Source organism: Myxococcus faecalis (assembly GCF_050039385.1).
GTDB classification, from domain to species: Bacteria; Myxococcota; Myxococcia; order Myxococcales; family Myxococcaceae; genus Myxococcus; species Myxococcus fulvus.
In genome coordinates this window covers 4,090,436-4,109,068 of the sequence record NZ_CP144336.1, presented here as the reverse complement: position 1 = coordinate 4,109,068, position 18,633 = coordinate 4,090,436, and the positions used below count along the sequence as shown (strand labels likewise).

Here is an 18,633-nt window from a genome sequence, read left to right as displayed (position 1 = left end):
GCCCACGAAAAAGCCCCCATGGGCCTCCCGCTGGGCGAAAGTCGCGCTCCCGTGCGCCGTCCATCCCGCTGCCCTCCGAGTCGTCCGCTCCCACCTCGCGCGAGGTGCGCGGCATGAGCGTGTGGCGCTGGCTGGGCCGGTGGCTTCCCTTCGCTCGCGGCGAGCACGTCCCCATCTTCTACGACGAGGACTACCGCCTCCCGCTCACCGGCATCGAGACCACCGTCGGCGTCGAGCCTCGCGGCGTGGACTTCACCACGTGGTATCTCCTCGAGAAGCACGTCGTCCGCCCCGAGGACGTCTACCACCCCAGGCAGGTCAGCTACGCGGAGCTGTCCCGCGTCCACGACGCCGCCTACCTGGAGTCCCTCGGCCAGCCGGAGACACTCGCTCGCATCTACGCGGTGGACCCGTCCGAGGTCCCCGTCGACACGCTCCTCTCCAACGTGCGCCTCGTCTGCGGCGGAACCCTGGGTGCCGCCCGGCTCGCGTTCGGCCGCAGAGGCCCCGTGGTCAACATGGCCGGCGGCTTCCACCACGCCGCCCCGGGACGCGGTGGCGGCTTCTGCGCCGTCAACGACATCGCCGTGGCGCTCGCCGCCCTCCAGGCCGATGGCTACGAAGGACAGACGGTCGTCCTCGACCTGGACGCCCACCCACCCGACGGCACCGCCGAGTGTCTCGCCGGCCACCCCAAGGTGTGGATCGGCTCCCTGTCCGGCAGCGACTGGGGCGCGCTGCCCGAAGGCGTCGACGAGACGCGCGTCCCCGAGGGCGTCACCGACGAGCAGTACCTCGCCCTCCTGGACGCGATGCTCGAGCGCATGCCCAAGCCTCGCCTCGCCTTCGTCATCGCGGGCTGCGACGTGCTCGCCGGAGACCGCTTCGGCCGCGTGGGCCTCACCGTGAAGGGCGCGCGGCGCAGGGACGAACTGCTCGCCCGGGCGCTGCGCGGCGTGCCCAGCGTGTGGCTCCCCGGCGGCGGCTACCACGCCGAGTCGTGGAAGGTCTTCGCCGGCACGGTGCTCGTGCTGTCCGGCATGGCGGGCCGTCGCATCAAGGCGCGCTATGACCCGATGAGCGCCCGCTACCGGCGCATCTCGCGGATGCTGTCCCAGGAAGGCGCGCCGCTCGATGAGCCGCTGACGCTCGAGGACCTGGAGGGCTCGCTGGGCCTGGGCGGCGCCGTGCAGCCGCGCGTGCTCGGCTTCTACACGGCGCAGTCGCTCGAGTACGCGCTGTTCCGCTACGGCCTGCTGTGGCAGGTGGAGCGCCTGGGCTACAGCCGCCCCCGCGTGGAGGTCAGCTCCACCGGCGCCGGAGACCGCATCAAGGTCCTGGGCCGCGCGGGCGGCGAGGAGCACCTGCTGGTGGACGTCGTCGTGGAGAAGCGCTCCATCACCGGCGCGCCGTACTTCTTCGTCAACTGGCTGAGCCTGCGCCACCCCCGCGCGCGCTTCAGCGAGCGGCGTCCCCAGCTCCCCGGTCAGGACGTGCCCGGCCTGGGGCTCGCGCGCGAGGCCACGGAGATGTTCGTGCTCATGGCCAGGCGCCTGGGGCTCGCGGGCGTGGCCTTCCGCCCCATGTGGTACCATCTGGCCGTCGTGGCCCGCGCGCGCTTCCGCTTCGCCGACCCCGCGCGCCAGGGGCGCTTCGAGGCGATGATGCGCGACCTCGCGTCCATGCCGCTCCTGGAGGCCACGCGCGCGATGGCCGAGGGCCGCGTGATGCTCGACGGCGAGCCCTACCGCTGGGAGGCCGACGACATGGTGCTGCCGCTCGAGCCCATCCCCGTCGACACCGACGCCATCGCCGCCGAGCGCGAGCGCCACCACTTCACCGTGGCGCCCCGGCTCGGCTGAGCCCCCGCGCCCCCGCGCGGACATGGTAGGCAGTGGGCGTGGACCTGGACGCGCTCCGCCGTGAGCAGCACAAACGCCGCCTCTCCTGGATGCCGTGGCTCTACTTCGTCCTCAAGCCCCGCCACCGGGGCTGGGCGGAGGCGTGGCAGCAGGAGGTCCAGGCGCTCCTGATGGAGCTGGAGACCGTCACCATCGCCCAGGGCTGCTTCGTCGCCCCCGAGGCCCGCATCTTCGCCGAGCCCGGTCGCACCGTCGCCCTGGGCCCCGGCTGCAGCATCGCCGCGGAGGCCTTCGTCCACGGGCCCGTCACCCTCGGTCCGCGCGTGAGCCTCAACGCCCGCGTGAGCCTGGATGGTGGCGCGGCCGGCATCCGCGTGGGCGAGGGCACCCGCATCGCCAGCGGCGCCACCCTCTACGCCTTCGACCACGGCCTCGCCCCGGACCGTCCCGTGCGTGACCAGCCCGTCACGTCCCGGGGTATCAACGTGGGCGCGGATGTATGGATAGGTGCCAACGCGGGCGTGACGGATGGCGTCACGATTGGCGACCACGCGGTGGTGGGCATGGGGGCCGTCGTCACTCGCGACGTGCCGCCCTGGGCCATCGTCGGAGGGGTGCCCGCCCGCGTGCTCGGCGACCGCCGCGAGCGCCCCCGCTCGGGGATGCCGGGCGGGTGGGAGCCAGGCGACCAGGGGTGAACCTTCTCCGCCTTCATTGACTTCCCGACATTCGCCGCCCCTATGCTGGAGGGGAGGTCGCCACCGGGAGGGGCACAGGGTCTGGAGCGGTTTTCACCCGACCCCCCGACGCGGGCGCAGGAGGCCGAAGTGGCAGACGAGCGGCGGGACGTGGGGCGCGTCGAGGCCCTGGCACAGGTTCCCGAGGCGAGCACGAGCGGCCTGACCGCGCGGCCCGCGTCCACGGATGGAGGGGCCGCGGTGGCGCGGCGGCTCCAGTCCCTGGATGGGCTGCTCAGCGAGGTGGTCTTCCAGCTCGACGCCCAGGGGCGTGTCACGTGGCTGGGGCCCGGGTGGGAGAAGCTCACCGGGACGCTGGGCGTGGTGTCGCAGGGACATCCGCTGACGGACGTGGTGCATGGGCTGGACCGCGAGAGCGCGCGTCACCTGCTGGAGTCGGTGGCCACGCAGCAGGTGTCGGACGCCCGGCAGGAGCTGCGCCTGTTCGTCGGCGGCGAGTCGCGCTGGGTGGTCCTCACGGCGCGCGGCGTGCCGGGGCAGCCCGGTGAGGTGGTGGGCACGCTGCTGGACATCGACTCGCGTCGGCGCGCCGAGGAGGCCGTCGCCACGCGCGAGCGCTACCTGGAGACGATGGTGGAGGTGCAGCGGCGGATGATGCCGCACCAGGACCCTCGGGACTTGTACACGTCCGTCGTCGAGCCCCTGGGGCGCGTGTCCGCCGCCTCCCGCGTCTACGTCTTCGAGATGCACCGCGCGCAGAACGGGGCGCTGCTCGCCTCGCAGCGCGCCGAGTGGTGCGAGCCGGGCATTCCTCCCAACCTGGAGGACCCGAACATGCACGGGCTGCCGCTCCTGGAGGCGCTGTGGCCCGAGCAGGCCGCGGACCTGATGCGCGGCGAGCCGGTGCAGGGCTTGCCCCAGGACTTCACCGAGGTGCTCACGCCCATGCTGGAGGCGCAGGGCGTGCGCTCGGTGCTGCTGTTGCCGCTGCACGTGCACGGACAGCTCTTCGGCGTCATCGGCTTCGACAACTGCCGGGAGGCGCGGCCCTGGGGGCCCATCGAGGTCAATCTCCTGTCGGGCGCGGCGGGCACGCTGTCGCTCGCGCTGGAGCAGCGCAACGACAAGGCCCTGCGCGTGCGCACGGAGACGACGCTGCGGCGCACCGAGGCGGGCGTGCACCTGCTGCTCGAGTCCTTCCCGGACCCGGTGATGGTGCACGTGGGGGACGGGGTGTTGCTGTCCGTCAACCCCGCGCTGGTGCAGTACCTGGGCTATCGGGACGCGTCGGAGCTGCTCGGGCGGCACGTGCTGGAGCTGGTGCGCGAGGAGGACCGGAGCGCGGCGCAGCTCTACCTGGGGCAGGCGCTGGAGGGGAAGGGCGCGGCGCGCGCGGTGGAGGTGCCGCTGGTGCGCCGCGACGGCGAGACGGTGGTGGCGGACCTGGTGACGCTGGCCGTGGTGTTCGACGGGACGCCCGCGTGGGTGACCATCGCGCGGGACTTCACCGAGCGGAAGCGCTCGCAGGCGCAGCTGATGCTCGCCGACCGCATGGCGTCCATGGGGTTGCTCGCGGCGGGCATCGCGCACGAGCTGAACAACCCGCTCGCGTATGTGTTGTCCAACCTGGACTTCCTGCACGCCACGGTGGGCCCGCGCGCGCGGCCGCTGACGCCGGACGACCTGGTGGAGTGTCGCCAGGTGCTGGACGACGCGCGCGAGGGCGCCGAGCGGATGCGGCAGATTGTCCGCCAGCTGCGGGTGTTCTCGCGGGTGGACGACACGCGCGAGGAGCCGGTGGACGTGCACCGGGTGCTCGACTCGGTGGCGCAGATGGCGGCCAGCGAGGTGCGGCCCCGCGCTCGACTGGTGAAGAGCTACGGCGAGGTGCCGCCGGTGCGCGGCAACGAGGGCAAGCTGTTCCAGGTGTTCCTCAACCTGGTCATCAACGCCGCGCACGCGATTGAAGAGGGCCAGTCGGAGACGAACGAGATTCGCATCACCACGCGGCCGGACGACGGCGCGCGCGTGCTGGTGGAGGTGAGGGACACCGGCGGCGGCATCCCCCCGGAGCACCTGCGCCGCATCTTCGACCCGTTCTTCACGACGAAGTCCGCGGGCATCGGCACCGGCCTGGGCCTGTCCATCTGCGACACCATCGTCACCGCGCTCGGCGGCCACATCTCCGTCGAGTCGTCCGTGGGCGTGGGCACCACCTTCCGCGTGGCCCTGCACGCCGCGCCCCCGGGCATCTCCGACGCCCACCGGGGGCTGTGACGCGCTGTCCGGTGACACGCCACCGGGTGTGGCGTGTCGTCGAGACCTGAGCAGGCCTGTCCGGTGAGTCGTCACCTCGCGCGGCGAGTCGTCGAGACCTGAGCAAGCCTGTCCGGTGATTCTTCACCTCGCGCGGCGTGCCGACATGGCTTGAGCAAGCCCATCCGGTGACACGCCACCTCGCGCGGCGAGTCGTCGAGACCTGAGCAAGCCTGCCCGGTGATTCGTCACCTCGCGCGGCGTGCCGACATGGCTTGAGCAAGCCCGTCCGGTGACACGCCACCTCGCGCGGCGAGTCGTCGAGACCTGAGCAAGCCTGCCCGGTGATTCGTCACCTCGCGCGCTGTCGTTGGACGGAGCCTGCGCAATCCCGTGCGGTGAGACACCGCTCGCGTGGCGCAGGAGTCGAGTCATCCTTCTGGGTGGTTCGTCGCCTCACCCGATGTTCGGTGGGACAGCGCGCTCCATGACACGGGCGCGCTCGCGTCATGCCTCGCGGTCGCGGGTGGCTCGACATGCAACCGTGACACCACCAGGGCTGTCGACGTGCTCGTTTTCGGCACGCGCATGCGGTTCCCCTCCACGGCGCAACTGTTTCCGCGCGCGACGCGAATCCGACGGGTCCGCCCCTTTGATTCGTTGCCCGCACTCTTGCGTGGCGTATCCCCTCGAGGTCTCCCGATGCCTTTGTTCCTCCGCTCGTCCTGGGTGCTCTCCGTCACATGGGGTCTGCTTCTCTGCGCATCCCCAGGCTGCCGCGACAAGTCAGACCCCCCACCCGATGCCGGCTCGCCCGTGGATTCGGGCACCCCCGACGCCGGGTCGCCACCCTGGGATGGCACGTACACCGTGCTCGAGGAGCTCGGCGACGGCACGGGAGACCCGGGGGCGCTCGCGCCCTGCGACGTCGTCCCCCAGGTGGGTGAGAGCCCCGCCGGTGGATGCCTGGACCCGTCCGTCTTCGACCTGTCCGCCTGCGACACCTCGACGCTCGCGAACGTCCCGGCGGACGGCATCTTCCACACGCGACTGCGACGGGAGACCGCGCAGCCGGACGGCGGCCTGGTGGGCTCGTACTACACCGTGACGATGGACCTGGTCGGCGACGGCGGCCCCAGCAAGTTCTACTACGCGCCCGTCACCCATGAAGTGCGCGAGGCGAACCGTCTGCTCCTCGGCATCCACACCGTGGGCCGCGACGGAGACAGCACCACCACCGTGCTGGCCGGCTGCGAGGCGCCGAACCACCGCTCCTTCACGGGCTGCTTCGCCCGGTGCACCAACGGCCGGGTGACCCAGCGGGCCACCGCGCACGCCGACCGCATGCTGTGGCGTGAGGGCGAGGAGGAGTCCTCCGGTGGCCTCTCGCTCGTGTCGGAGACGTACGTCGCGCAGGGCACCCCGCTGGACATCTACGTCGCGAAGAACCACGCCTACGTCGTCTCCGCCAACGCGTATCTGCGCCCCGGCAAGCCCGGCGGCATCACCGTCTTCGACGTGACGGACCGGAGCCACCCGGTCCTGAAGAAGGTCATCAGCCTGCCGGACGACCAGCTCTGGAACAGCGTGTGGGTGAAGGGGGACGCGCTGTACGTCGCGAGCCAGGACACCGGCATCGTGGTCTTCGACATCTCCGACCCCGCGGACCCGAAGCTCGTGCGCCGCGTGCCCTCCAGCGCGCCCTACGCCGTGCACACCGTGCTGGTGGACGGAGACCGGCTCTACGGCATGGGCCTGTGGCCCTCCAGCAACACGCTGGTGTTCGACGTGTCGTCGCCGCTCGAGCCCGTGCTGCTCCAGCGGCTCGCGTTCCCCCTGGCCGGGGCCTACGACGGCGCCCATGACGCCTTCGCCTATCAGGGCCGGCTCTACATCAGCCACTTCGAGGGCGGCCTCAAGGTGGTCGACGTCGCGAACCCGGACGCCATGCCGCTGCTCGGGACGTACACGTACCCGAACACCACCGCGCACCACAACGCGGTGGGCACCTTCGCCGGCCGCACCCTCGTCTTCGAGGGCGGAGAGAACCACGGCGCGCACCTGCGCGTGCTGGACGCGACCGACCCGGCGAACATCGTGAAGATGGGCGAGTTCCGGCTGCGCCCCACCACGTCCATCCACAACATGCTCCTGGTGGGCTCTCGCCTGTACGTCGCGTGGTACCAGGAGGGCGTGCGGGTGCTGGACGTGTCCAACCCCACGCAGCCCCGGCAGATCGCCTACTACAACACGCACCGCGAGACGGACCCGGAGCGGACCGATGACGTCTTCGAGGGCGCCATCGGCATCCGCATTCCGGGGGACGGCTACGTGTACGTCGTGGACACGTCACGTGGCCTGCTCATCATGAACGAGCTGGCGGGCCCCTAACTACAGACGCCCAGGGGTTGTGAGCCCTCCACGCCGAGCAGCGGTATCTTGTGGGTGATGCCCGCCCACTGCGCGATGGTGATCCACCAGGTCTTCTTGAAGAAGAGCACGCGCACCTTCGCGTAGGCCTTGAGGGTGCCGGACAGCGCGTTGAGGTCCAGGTCCGTGCGCAGCTTCCAGTCGAGCGAGCACACGGGCCAGAACACCTCGCCGGAGGCGGGGAGCGTGGCGTTGATGAGCGCCAGGCTCCCTTCCACGCCGATGGCCACGACGATGACGTCCACCGACGCGGACGCGGTGACGTTGGACCAGCCCCCCGGCGTCGCCGACAGCCTGGCCACCGTGGGGCCCACCAGCCCGTGCACCGTCAGCTTCACGCCGCCGGACAGCGAGCCCTTCACCGTGACGGGCACCGGTCCAATCATGAACGTCTTCGACGCGGAGAAGAACGTGCGGCTCCAGTTGATGGGCGGCGGCGCGTACGTGGCGTACAGCGGCGTGGACCACACCTCCTGACCCACCACGTACAAGGCCGCGGTGCCGCTGTTGTCGCCCCCGTTCTGCCCCACCACCTGCGCGCGGCCGCGCACCAGGTCGTGCTCCGAGGAGAACACCTGGGCGAACAGCTTGCCCTCCGCCACGGCCACGACCTTCTTGTCCGCGTTGACCGTCGCCGTCTCCGCCGTCAGCACGGCGTTGAGGTGATAGCCCGCGCCGAACAGGCTGTTGCCGAAGCGCTCCGTGCGCACGTAGGACTTGTTGAACGTCTGAGACGGATTGGTCCACGGCATGATCTCCGTGGGCGGCGGCACCATCGGCGTGAAGGCCTCCGGAATCGTGGCCTGCTGGATGTCGATGTTGTGCGTGAAGTCCGTGGCGTCGTACTGGAGCTGGCCTCCCGTGCGGTTCGCCTCGTCCTGGAGGATGGCGTACTCCTGCGTGACGCTGTAGCTCGCGGCCGGCGAGAAGGGCGCCACCTGCGACTCCCAGGGCACCTTGTCATTCAACGTGTAGCCCGGCGCATACGTGACGAAGGGGTACTTCGAGGGCTGGACGACGTACGGCGTGGAGTCGACGTAGCTCTGCGCCGCGACGAGCCCTGGAACGACGACCAGCATCAGCGCGAGCGCGCGCGATACCGCCTTGTTCATGGGACCTCCCGAGGGGTGGATGGAGAGGTCTATTTACTCCGAGTGAAGTCGGGGATGTGATTGAAAGCGGCGGTCTCATCCCGGAGTGAGGCGTTGTGTCTGCCTTCTCACGCTCGTCAGGGTTGAGGTGTGATGAGGGGGTACCCATTCACCGTGGAACGTTCGGACTCGCTCGCCCTCGGTGGGCGGGCGATGCACGGACGGGGCTGCTCGGCTACGGCGTAGCGCATGCCATGGGGAGTGGGCACGTCGTAGTGTCGATGGGCAACGACGGGACGTTGGCGCAGTCCCGCACCGGCGTGCCGACGTAGCATCCCGTGCAGCACCTGTAGGCGGTGCTGTACCCGTTGTATCCCGCAGGCACCGGAATCTGTGTCCCGTCGCAGTAGGACCAGTGCGCGACGTTGCATGTGTTGCAGCGCGCGTAGACGGTGTCTGTCAGGCGGCATTGGGTCAAGACTGGGTCAATCACGCCTCGGCCGATCCACGCAAGAAAGTCCTCGCACCCTCCCATGCTCGCCTCAACCATCTTCCATCCGCACGACAGCTTCTGGTCTCGTGCCGCGCATCGGGCGCAGTCAGCAGCCGGGTCTCCTCCCCCAAACCCAGCGGTGGTGCACCGGCTGCAGAAACGGGCGCACGACCACACCTGGTCCGTCCCGTTGTCTCCTTCTTCGTGGTGCAGGCCCGTGCTCCAGTGCAGCAACTCATGGAAGAGCGTCCGTTCGAGCCCCTGTCCGGCGACGACGTAGGGCGCGAGGTTCATCCGATAGGGGCCAGAGCGCAGCTCATCCAGTCTCGAGGGCGGTCCAGGGTCGGTTGCGGCGCGAATGCCAGGGCACTGTCCTCCACACCCGATGAAAGTCTTGATGTCGGAGGCCAGCGCGGACTGCATCATTGTCCCGAGAGTGCTGTTGGTCGCCCCCAGGCATTTGGTTGAATCCGGTATCTGCTTGAGTGCCTCGATGAGCTTCGCCGTCTGCTCGCTGGTGCAGGCCCCGGGCGAAGTCCCGGTGACGATGTTGACGGCGGGCATCGAGGCCACCGACGTCGTCGACGTCATGTCCGCCGGGAAACCGGCCATGCTGTCGCAACGCGTGCCAGCGCTCCAGTGGGTTTCCCGCTCCTCTTCGGGGTGCGGCTGAATGGCTGGAGCCTCTCTGTCGGACTCCACCCGCCAGCCGCGCCCGCCTCCATCCAGCGACACCAGTCGTTCTCGGATGATTCTGATGTCTTGACGGGAGCCTAGCTGGGTCCGGCGCTGGTCGAACTCTCCGTCTCCATTCGTGTCCTCGAGCCACAGTTGCACCATCACGCCGCCGTCGAACGAGAGGTCATACAAGGAGTCGGTTCGAGAGTCCTCGTCGTAGTCGCCCCAGTGAGTGGTGAGGTCTCCCTCGCGTCGTATGGTGAGTACCGGACGGGTGCTTTCACCGTTGTAGTATTCGACGAATCGCGCACCCCCATCCTCCACCCGGGAGACGATGCGATTCGTCGTCCCGTCGCGATTGGGGATGGTGATGCTGCCTCCGAGTCGCTCCACTTCGCTGATGGCTTGAAGCTCCTTCGCCGCGGGTGACTCGTCCACCACGACGACGTGGTGTCCACGAGACGGTGTGCCTCCGTCCGGCCGTGCCTCGGGTCGGCTCCGCTCGGCGCCGTCCTGACAGCTCGCCAGTCCGAATGCCGCCATGGCCGCGACAGCTCCAGCCGTGATTCGCATGCCCCGAGCTCCTCGCGCCGTTGCCGGGTCTGGATACCGCGGCGAGGCAGGGTGTCCTCTTGCCCTCGGGGGCAGCGTCGTCTTCTCGGCAGATGTGTTCGCTGCCTCCACCGAGCGGGTGAACGCTCACCCCAAGGTGTCAGGGCTGGGGCGTCGTCGGGGTTTCCACGTAGGTGTTGGCCATGCGTCGCAAATCAGGGTTCTTCTCGTGCTGGCTCGCCCAGCGCAGCAGGGCCAGGGCGCCCGGGGTGGCGTGGCGGTGCTGGCCGAGCAACTGGAGGATGTCGGAGCGCACGCCATCGGAGGGGTCCTCGCGCAGGGCCTGCCCCAGCACGGGGAGCAGCAGCGGCTCGAGCGGGCGGAAGCCGCAGGCGAAGACGGCGGCGCGGCGCACCTCGGAGGCGGTGTCGTTCACCAGCCGCTCCACGAGCAGCCGGTCCGCCTCCGGGCCAGGGATGTTGCGCAGCGCGACGAGCGCGGCCTCGCGCACCCGGGAGGCGTCGGAGCGCAGGGCCTCGGTGAGCGTGTCGAGCGCGCCCGGCGAGCGGGTGTTCCCCAGCGAGCGCAGGAGCAGGGCGCGCTGCTCGGCGTCGCGCGCGGCGCGGTAATCGTTCTTCAGCTCCTGCACGAGCGCCTCCGCGTCGCGGCCCGCGGTGTCGCTCATCTGGAGCGCCGCGTTGCCCAGGGCCAGCGTGGCGGTGCCGCGCAGCTTGGGGTCATCGGTGCGCGACAGCTGCCGCAGCGTGTCCACGCCCTCGCGGATGGGGTTGTCCGCCATGCCCAGCGCGGAGACCGCATCCATGCGCACGTCCGACGTGAGCGCGGTGTCCCCCGTGGCCTGGACGAGCGCGCGCAAGGACTCCGGCGTGCTCGCCGCGGAGAGCGCGCCCAGCATGGAGCTGGCGGCCAGCGGGGACAGGCCCTGGGTGCGCAGCAGCGCGGGGATTCGCGCGGCCTCCTCGGGGCGCAGCAGCAGGAGCGCGCGCAGCTGCTCCAGGGCGCGCGTGCGCGCGTCGTCGCGGGCCTTCTCGTCGGACGGCAGCGAGAGCAGGTCCGCGAGGATGTCCTCCAGGCGGCGCTTGCCCAGCACCTGCCGGTGGTGCGCGAGCGGGTCCGCCGCCTGGCCCTGGAAGCTCGCCAGCGCGGCGGCGCGCAGGCGTCCGGAGCGCGCGGCGAAGGCGCCCACGAGCGTCGGCTCCTCGCGGCGCTCCAGCAGCCGCAGCGTCAGCTCCATCGCGTTCGTCACCGTGGGCATCCCCTGGCCGGACTCCACCGTGAGCTGCTCGCGCGACTGGAGCGACTGGAGCCCCCCGTCCTCGCCCAGCTCGAAGGTGGCGCCCCCGCTGACGCTCATGCGCGGCGACGTCCCGAGCGGCTGCAGCCCCTGGGGCGTGGCCACGGCGGTGTACTCGCGCTTGCGCTTGTCGAAGCGGCGCTCACCCTGGCGCTGGTACTCCGCCGAGTACTGGCCGGAGGTGTCCTGCTCCTCGGTCCGCCACGTCGGCGTGGGCGCGCCCTCCCGCACGAACTGGGACGTGGCCACCACCGAGCGGAGCAGCCCCATCGCCAGCTCGTCCACGCCCTGCTCGAAGTGGGTGAGCGTCACCGCGCCGCGCGCGTCCCGCGTCACGAAGAAGGGCTGGGACAGCGCCGCCTCCATCGCCTGCCGCGTCTCGGGCGACAGCGCCCCCTGTCCCTCCACGTCGAGCGTGAAGGCGGTGGGCCGCAGCTGAAGGCGCACGATGACCTCCGCGCCCTCCGCCGAGACCAGGCCCTCGTCCCACTCGCCCTTCAGGGTGATGCGCATGCCGGGCGGCGCGCCGCCCTGGGACGCGGGCTGTCCGGTGAAGGACATCGTCAGCCCCAGCGTCAGCGCGTGACGGTGCAGCGTGCCCGGCACCCAGGCCCGGGAGCCTCGTGGCGCGAGCGGCTCGAAGGGCGCCGCGCCGGGGCTCGGGAGGGTATGCGTCTTCGCGCGGACGTGGGCGACGGTGGGGTCGGAAGACGTCGTGTCGGTGGCATTCTTCCACCACACGCCACCCAGTCCCGCCAGGAGCAGGACGGCTGCCAACGCGACGACGTTCAGCCGCTTGCGGCGCATGAGTCCCCCGGGACGATTCCTTGACTTGGGTACGGCACCCAAACCACGCTTGTGATTGCTGGGTCGGGAACGGCCAGGTCCCGAGGATATAGCGAAACCCGTCGGTGGGGGGCTGACCCGATGAAGCCACATCGCTATCGTCAGCTCGCACTCCCCGTGTGCGAGCTTGAAGCGCCCTCGAGGTCGAGGTGGAGCGGGTGGTGGGGAGTCGTCGCCGTGTTGGGATTGATGGCCTGTGGTTCCCGGGAGCAGGCGCCGCCGCCCCTGGTGCTGGGCGCGAGCGTCCAGGCGATGCGGGGCTGTCCCGCGGCCCGCTCGGCGTCGGTCCAGGACTCCTGCATGGCGGGCTGTCACCTGGGCTGCGGTGACGGGGTCTGCCAGGACGAGACCGAGGCCACCTGTCCCGTCGACTGTTTCTGCGGAGACGGTGTCTGTACCGCGGAGGATGTGAACAGCTGCCCCGTGGACTGTGGCTGCCCCGGCTCCTGCGCGGGGGCATGTCATACGGCGACGCTCGTCTCGGCCCGGCACGCCTGCCCGCGTGAAGCGGTCCCCGGACGTCTGCTGCCGGGTGACCCGTTCGCGATTCCCGACCTCCGGCCCTAGGAGCCGACATGTTCCGGTACTTCTCTCTCGGATGGGCCTGCTGCGCGCTGCTGGCGTGCTCGTCCTCGACCATCTCGCCCCGGGGCTTCCCGGACGTCCAGTGGCTGGGCTTCACCGAGGCGCGGGTGACCCACGCCGCGGGAGGCACCCAGGCGCGCGGGCTGCACACCGCCGACGTCGATGGGGACGGCGTGAAGGACCTGGTCCTGGTCGCCTCGCAGACCGAGCAGGTCTGCATCCTCGACGGAGCGGGGAAGGGCGCCTTCGCCGCGCCCCGCTGTCTGTCGGCGGGCACCACGCCCATGGACGTGGCGGTCAGCGACGTGAACGCGGACCGTCGCCCGGACCTGCTCATCGTCGGCCACTTCGCCAATGCGTTGACGGTGCGGCTGGGCGCGTCGGACGGCACCTTCCGCGAGGGCGTGCCCCACTCGCTGGGCAATCACTCGCAGCAGGTGCGCGTGGCGGACCTGGACGGTGACGGGCTGGTGGACGCGATGACGAAGAACGCGGGCTCGGGGGGGTACTTCAACATCACCTTCCTGAAGGGGAAGGGAGACGGCACGTTCGGCGCGGCGGTGCCCCACTCCGTCACGGGGCTGCCGAGAGATTTGGTGCTCGCGGACGTGAACGCGGATGGTCGGCCCGACGTGCTGGTGCTCAACACCAACAGCTTCACGGTGGACGTGCTGCTCGCGACGGAGCGCGGCGAGCTGTCCGCGGCGGCGCCCGTGCGCTTCGCCGGCTCCGCGGACGACGAGCCCTTCCGCCTCGTGTCCCTGGACGTGAACGGGGACGGCCTGCTGGACCTGGTCATCTCGCACAGCGTCTCGGACTCCGGCTACCTCTCCGTGCACCTGGGGGACGGAAGGGGCGGCTTCACCGAGGTGTCCTCCCTCCCCGCCGACGCACCGGGCGAGCTGGTGGTCGCGGACTTCAACCAGGACGGCCGGGAGGACGTCGCCTTCGCGGGATTGGAGGGGGGCGTCTACCTGCTGCTCGGCGAGGAGGCCGGGGGGCTGGGGGCGCCCACGCGCGTGGCCGAGGGCACGACGCCTTCCTCCCTGGTCGCGGAGGACCTGGACCAGGACGGCTTCCCGGACCTGGCCTGGACGACGCGCGACTCGGTGGAGGTGCTCCTGGGCTCCACCGTCCGTGTCCCGCGCCGTTGAGGCTCGCGCAGTGAATCCCTCGAGGAGGTTGGCATGAAGCAGCTCTGGGTCGTCATCTGTCTCGTCACCGCGGGCTTCGCCAGTCCCGCCTGGGCGCAGCTCAGCGGCCGATGCGGCGGGGACGACAACCTCACGCCGCAGCAGGTCGCCGGACGCAACGCCTGGGCGCGCAAGTGCAACTACATCTCCGCGGCGAAGGAGGCGATTCTCAACGCGGACAACGAGTATCAGGTCTTCGCCAACGGCTGTTTCCAGTACCCCTGCTCCACGAACAACTGTCAGTACTTCGTGCCCGTGTCGGCGAGCGCGCCGTGCGTGTCCGGGCTCATCAACCTCGGCTCGTGCGTGGCCCACCGTGAGCCTCAGGCTCCGCGCGAGGGGCTGCTCGCCTATCTGGAGACGCTCGAGGCGCCATGGCCGCCCGCGTGGCTCCGGTTCGCCGCCGCTCGCGACGCCTCGCGGGACGCGGCGGGCCCGACATGAGCGCGGCGAGGTTCGCGGTGGTGGCGCTGTGGCTCGCGGCCTGTGGCCCCGTCGCGCCGGTGGAGTCGGAGCTGGGCGAGGCGTCCCAGGCGCTGCCCTACTGCCCCTGTCCGATGGTGCCGCTCCAGGAGACCTCGGACATCGACCCGATGTTGCCCCAGTGCAACCTGCTCTATTGCGAGGTCTGCGGGGACGGCTACTGCGCGGCCTCCGAGAGCCCGTGGAGCTGCCCCTACGACTGCGGCCCCGCGAGCGTGTGCGGAGACGGCGCCTGCAACGGCGGTGAGTCCGAGGGCAACTGCCCGTCGGACTGCTACTGCGGCGACGGCCAGTGCAAGGGCGAGACGGTGTACACCTGTCCCGTCGACTGCGGCTGTCCCAACCCCTGCGGTGACGGTGTCTGCGGCGCGGGAGAGTCCACCGCCACGTGCCCCGCGGACTGCGGCACGGCGTGTGGTGACGGCACGTGCAACGGCACGGAGAGCGTGTACACCTGCCTGGACGACTGCGGCTACTGCGGCGACAGCTACTGCGCCAGCACGGAGAGCTGGGGCTCGTGCCTGGATGACTGCGGCTTCTGCGGCGACGGACTCTGCTCTTCCAGGGAGTCGCCCTACACGTGCAGCCAGGACTGTGGCTTCGCCGGCTCCTGCCTGCTGCCCGAGTACCCCTGCAACATCCCCTGACGTGTCAGGGAGGCGGGGCTCCGGCCGTGCTGACCGGAGCCCCGTGACGACGGACGGTGTGGGGACTACAGCCCGCCGACGTCGACCTCGTCCCTCAAGGACAGCCGGTAGTCATCCTGCGCCCACTCGTTCTGGAAGCGCACGGAGCCGGTGAGGAAGCCCTCCGCGTTCATCACGTTCTCCAACTTCACCTGGCTCTCCGGCCGGACGTTCCACACCTGGCCCTTGAAGCTGAAGACGGTGACGCGCGTCAGGTGCAGCGGCTTGCCGTCGGCGCCCATCAGCGTGTCGCCGGCCTGCAGCGTGCGCGCCTTCACCATCGTCCCGTCGCCGAGCACCATCGGGTGCTCCGCGGTGACCTCCAGCCGGCGGCCTTCCTGGGTCTCCAGGGCGAAGATGTCCTCCTGCGTGTCACCCGCCACGTAGCTGCGGATGGTCTGCTCGCCGTAGCGCAGCAGCCCCGGCTCGGAGGTGGGGCTCAGCGCCGTGACGGTGGTGACGCCGGACGCGTACGCCTCCGGAATCGGCAGCATGCGGCCGTCGAAGGCCACCTTCTGCGTGGGCGTGGTGCAGCCCGCCACGCAGGTGCCCAGCTTGTTCAGGCCGGTGATGCACGCGGAGGCCTCGTCCGCGGGCACGTGGAAGCTGCACGAGGAGCCCGCGGGCACCGCCGGGTACGCGAAGCAGCCGTTGGTGAAGACCTGGTACTCGTTCTCCGTGTTCAGGTACGCCTCGCGCGAGGCGGTGATGAGGCCACACTTGCGCGCCCAGGCGTTGCGGCCCCGGGCGAGGTCGATGGTGACGAGCTGGTCGTCCTGGAAGCAGCGCGTGGACAGCTGCGCCAGGGCCGTGCTCGACAGACAGATTGAGAAGACTGCGGCTGCGATGAAGACGTTCTTCATGGGTTCTCCTTCAGGTGGTGGGGTGGGACTTCCGCTCGGTGCCGTGTGTCAGGGCACGCCCGCGGCGCCCCAGGCGTCGCGCACCGAGTTCACGACCGAGGCGTCGTACCGGTCCGTCGCGGCCTGCACGGTGTAGGCCTTGGCCTGGGACATGGTCGTCGTCGACGTGAAGTAGGTCGTCGCGGCGAAGTAGAAGGTCTGCGCCGCGCGGTTCATGCCGATGCCACCCACGTTGATGGGCGACTTGCCGCGCGGGTGCGTGCCGCCCGTGACGAGCAGCTTGAAGACCAGGTTGGGGATGCCCGAGTTCCAGTGCACGCCACCGTTGTCGGCGGTGCCCGTGTAGCGCTCGGGGTAGTAGTCACGCGACGAGTTGTCGCGCGTGGGGTTGTCCATGTAGCGCAGCGCGTCCCCGGAGATGTTCGGCGTCCAGATGTCCTCGCCAATCTTCCAGACGTCCGCGTCCAGCGCCCCGCCGCGCGCCCAGCTCTCGCAGATGGCCGCCGCGATGTCCGACAGGCTCTCGTTCAGCGCGCCGGACTCGTTGCGGTACACGAGCCCCGACTCGTACTGCGTCACCGCGTGGGTGATTTCGTGCGACACCACGTCCAGGTCCAACCCGAGCTGGCCCGAGTTCACGTTGTCGCCATCCCCGAACACAATCTGGATGCCGTCCCAGTACGCGTTCACGTACGCGGAGCCGTAGTGGACGGTGCTGGTGATGGTGGCGCCCCGGTCGTCGAACGAGTCGCGACCGAAGATGGTCTCGTAGCAGGCGTACGTGGTGCCGATGTGGTCGTAGTTCCGGTCGATGTGGGCGTCGCCCGTGGCCCCGCCACCCTCCTGGCGCCGCAGGGTGCCGGGCGTGGTCCACTGGTTGTTGGCCGAGTGCACGCGCCGGTTGAGTCCCCCGTGGATGAGCGGGTGCACGTCCAGCACCCGGCCCGACGACGCGTCCACGTAGACGCGGTCCTTCGCGGGCGCGTCCTCGCGGGTGCCCACGCGCAGCACTTCATAGGCGGCCGACAGCGGACCCTCGGCGCCCAGGAAGTAGACGAAGCGCGGCTCGCCCTCGACCTTCAGCGTGTCCAGGCCCTCCAGCGCCGCGTCGGTGACGGCGTGCAGCGGCAGCCGCGCGAGCGTCGACGGCTCCCCCGCGCCCCGCGCCGAGCCGTTGGCCGCGTACACGAGGCCCTGGTCGTCCACGTGCACCACCAGCTCGCCGCCCTTCACGGGAACGCCGTGGCGGATCTGGTCGTAGCGCACGTGGGTGTAGCCCAGCTCGTCCGTGCGGCTGTTGCGCACCGTGAGCTCCTCGGCGCGCAGGCCGAACACCGGGGCCAGGGTGCGCAGCACGGGCGCGAGCGCGTCCGCCGCCTTCAGCGAGACGAGCGAGCGGTCCACCGTGCCGAGCGAGCCGCGGATGAAGCTCGGGGTGCCGTCCCGGCCCGCGTCGACGACCTCCACGCGGCCCAGCGCCGCCAGCGCGGCCTGTCGAGTCTCCGGGGTGTTGTCCCGGGTCGGGTCCACGGGGGCCTCGCCGCAAGCGGCGCCCCACATGGCACAGCACGCCCCAATCAATCCCAGTTTCCAAGTCCGAGTCACGACGCGCTCCTTGTCTTGCGGGTAGGTGCTGCTCTGCATGGCTCCAGCGCGTGCGGGCCTCCCACGCCTGCGCTCGCGCGGCAGGGGCGGAAAGGGACGGACGTGTCGTGTCGTCGTCGGAGGCCGACGGCGCTGGCACTGCGGGACCCATGGGGATGGGTCCAGTCCGATGGCGGACTAGAGGTGCGCGGTCATCCGCTGGACCTCGGCGGGGCTGGCCCCCGACTCCGCGAGCCCGGCCATGAGCGCCTCCCTCAGGAGGCTCTTGAGCCGGGGATTGTCGAGCCGTGTGTACGTGTCCACGGCGAGCTGCCGGTCCACCTGCGCCAGGCGGAAGAGCAAATCGTACTTCTCACCCACCAGCCCCTTCTTCACCGAATCTGACAGGCCGCTGTCGATGGGCGACAGCGCCAGCGACGTCATCGCGTCGCGGGCGGCGGGCTCGTCCGGCGCCAGCTCGAAGAGCAGGTCGATCATCGCCATGCGCTCGAGCACGGGCTCCGGCTTGTCCTCCATGAACCGCGCGTCGGCGGGGAGCTGCTGCAGGGCGGTGGGGTCCGCCAGCTCGCTGCGCAGGCCGTCGATGCGGGAGGCCCCGTCGCGCGCGAGCTCCTCCACGAAGACCTCCTTGCGGAAGAACGCGTTGAAGCGCCCGGCCCGGTACTGACGCGCGGACTGGCGCGCGGCCTCGCGCCGTGTCTTCTGCTCCGCGTCGTCCGTGGGCGCAGCCGCCTCCGGGCTCGTGGCCCGGGCCGTGGGCGCGGTGGGGCGCGGCGACAGCGTGCGCGTGGCCTGGGGCGCGGTATGCGACGCGGGAGCGCGGGGCTCGGTCGGCGCGGGCTCGTGCGCGGAGGGCGAGCGCGGATGGACGAGCGCATACAGGCCCGTGCCCCCGAGCACGACGAGCGCGAGGCCCGGTCCCATCCATCGCCAGCGTCGGGGAGCTGGGGGCCGGGGATTGTCGGCGGGAAGTCCGTTCATGGCTCCACTCCTTGAA

Annotated in this window: 14 protein-coding genes; 8 read left to right on the top strand and 6 right to left on the bottom strand. The window is 70.7% G+C overall.

The features are described from left to right. The first annotated feature begins 113 nt into the window (after positions 1–113). The 4 genes from VZQ01_RS16275 to VZQ01_RS16260 all read left to right on the top strand — a co-directional run bounded on the left by VZQ01_RS16275 (position 114) and on the right by VZQ01_RS16260 (position 7,207). On the top strand, positions 114–1,862 hold the full coding sequence (locus tag VZQ01_RS16275; protein WP_426748311.1) for a histone deacetylase family protein: 1,749 nt from the start codon (positions 114–116) through the stop codon (positions 1,860–1,862). 38 nt (positions 1,863–1,900) lie between these two features. Next, positions 1,901–2,560: an acyltransferase gene (locus VZQ01_RS16270; protein WP_223749881.1), complete on the top strand. Its 660-nt coding sequence runs from the start codon at positions 1,901–1,903 to the stop codon at positions 2,558–2,560. A gap of 240 nt (positions 2,561–2,800) precedes the next feature. Next, on the top strand, positions 2,801–4,837 hold the full coding sequence (locus tag VZQ01_RS16265) for an ATP-binding protein (protein ID WP_370641898.1): 2,037 nt from the start codon (positions 2,801–2,803) through the stop codon (positions 4,835–4,837). Positions 4,838–5,632: 795 nt separating this feature from the next. Then, complete coding sequence (locus VZQ01_RS16260; protein WP_426748310.1) at positions 5,633–7,207, top strand: LVIVD repeat-containing protein; 1,575 nt, start codon at positions 5,633–5,635, stop codon at positions 7,205–7,207. Here VZQ01_RS16260 and VZQ01_RS16255 read toward each other — a convergent pair. The 3 genes from VZQ01_RS16255 to VZQ01_RS16245 form a co-directional block, all read right to left on the bottom strand. After that, positions 7,204–8,358, bottom strand: coding sequence for a hypothetical protein (locus VZQ01_RS16255; protein ID WP_267698286.1), 1,155 nt, complete (start codon positions 8,356–8,358; stop codon positions 7,204–7,206). The genes VZQ01_RS16260 and VZQ01_RS16255 overlap by 4 nt on opposite strands. Positions 8,359–8,572: 214 nt before the next feature. Next, entirely contained in the window at positions 8,573–10,081 is a 1,509-nt protein-coding gene (locus tag VZQ01_RS16250; RefSeq protein ID WP_426748309.1) for a hypothetical protein, read from the bottom strand. Between the two features lie 139 nt (positions 10,082–10,220). Next, on the bottom strand, positions 10,221–12,182 hold the full coding sequence (locus tag VZQ01_RS16245) for a HEAT repeat domain-containing protein (RefSeq protein WP_426748308.1): 1,962 nt from the start codon (positions 12,180–12,182) through the stop codon (positions 10,221–10,223). Between the two features lie 216 nt (positions 12,183–12,398). Between VZQ01_RS16245 and VZQ01_RS16240 the strand changes: the two genes are divergently transcribed. Genes VZQ01_RS16240 through VZQ01_RS16225 form a run of 4 tightly spaced genes read left to right on the top strand, consistent with a single transcriptional unit; the run spans position 12,399 to position 15,129 of the window. Further along, positions 12,399–12,788: a hypothetical protein gene (locus tag VZQ01_RS16240; protein ID WP_223749147.1), complete on the top strand. Its 390-nt coding sequence runs from the start codon at positions 12,399–12,401 to the stop codon at positions 12,786–12,788. Positions 12,789–12,796: 8 nt separating this feature from the next. Then, the gene (locus tag VZQ01_RS16235) at positions 12,797–13,960 is read left to right on the top strand and encodes an FG-GAP repeat domain-containing protein (RefSeq protein WP_426748307.1); all 1,164 of its coding nucleotides are present in this window, start codon (positions 12,797–12,799) and stop codon (positions 13,958–13,960) included. 33 nt (positions 13,961–13,993) lie between these two features. Continuing rightward, on the top strand, positions 13,994–14,443 hold the full coding sequence (locus VZQ01_RS16230) for a hypothetical protein (RefSeq protein WP_223749149.1): 450 nt from the start codon (positions 13,994–13,996) through the stop codon (positions 14,441–14,443). Next, the gene (locus tag VZQ01_RS16225) at positions 14,440–15,129 is read left to right on the top strand and encodes a hypothetical protein (RefSeq protein WP_426748306.1); all 690 of its coding nucleotides are present in this window, start codon (positions 14,440–14,442) and stop codon (positions 15,127–15,129) included. Before VZQ01_RS16230 ends, VZQ01_RS16225 begins: the two co-directional genes overlap by 4 nt. 65 nt (positions 15,130–15,194) lie before the next feature. On the opposite strand, the gene VZQ01_RS16220 is transcribed toward VZQ01_RS16225, so the two are convergent. The 3 genes from VZQ01_RS16220 to VZQ01_RS16210 all read right to left on the bottom strand — a co-directional run bounded on the left by VZQ01_RS16220 (position 15,195) and on the right by VZQ01_RS16210 (position 18,617). Then, complete coding sequence (locus tag VZQ01_RS16220; RefSeq protein ID WP_426748304.1) at positions 15,195–16,031, bottom strand: hypothetical protein; 837 nt, start codon at positions 16,029–16,031, stop codon at positions 15,195–15,197. 48 nt (positions 16,032–16,079) lie between these two features. Then, entirely contained in the window at positions 16,080–17,561 is a 1,482-nt protein-coding gene (locus VZQ01_RS16215) for a M4 family metallopeptidase (protein WP_426748302.1), read from the bottom strand. Between the two features lie 252 nt (positions 17,562–17,813). Beyond that, a complete protein-coding gene (locus VZQ01_RS16210) occupies positions 17,814–18,617 on the bottom strand; it encodes a hypothetical protein (RefSeq protein WP_223782347.1) in 804 nt (267 codons plus the stop codon). Positions 18,618–18,633: the final 16 nt, after the last annotated feature.

What these genes read in the sequence shown, in the direction of transcription:
- VZQ01_RS16275 (WP_426748311.1), top strand. Translation starts at nt 114, where the DNA reads ATGAGCGTGTGGCGCTGGCTGGGCCGGTGGCTTCCCTTCGCTCGCGGC.
- VZQ01_RS16255 (WP_267698286.1), bottom strand. Translation starts at nt 8,358, where the DNA reads ATGAACAAGGCGGTATCGCGCGCGCTCGCGCTGATGCTGGTCGTCGTT.
- VZQ01_RS16250 (WP_426748309.1), bottom strand. Translation starts at nt 10,081, where the DNA reads ATGCGAATCACGGCTGGAGCTGTCGCGGCCATGGCGGCATTCGGACTG.
- VZQ01_RS16245 (WP_426748308.1), bottom strand. Translation starts at nt 12,182, where the DNA reads ATGCGCCGCAAGCGGCTGAACGTCGTCGCGTTGGCAGCCGTCCTGCTC.
- VZQ01_RS16235 (WP_426748307.1), top strand. Translation starts at nt 12,797, where the DNA reads ATGTTCCGGTACTTCTCTCTCGGATGGGCCTGCTGCGCGCTGCTGGCG.
- VZQ01_RS16230 (WP_223749149.1), top strand. Translation starts at nt 13,994, where the DNA reads ATGAAGCAGCTCTGGGTCGTCATCTGTCTCGTCACCGCGGGCTTCGCC.
- VZQ01_RS16225 (WP_426748306.1), top strand. Translation starts at nt 14,440, where the DNA reads ATGAGCGCGGCGAGGTTCGCGGTGGTGGCGCTGTGGCTCGCGGCCTGT.
- VZQ01_RS16220 (WP_426748304.1), bottom strand. Translation starts at nt 16,031, where the DNA reads ATGAAGAACGTCTTCATCGCAGCCGCAGTCTTCTCAATCTGTCTGTCG.
- VZQ01_RS16210 (WP_223782347.1), bottom strand. Translation starts at nt 18,617, where the DNA reads ATGAACGGACTTCCCGCCGACAATCCCCGGCCCCCAGCTCCCCGACGC.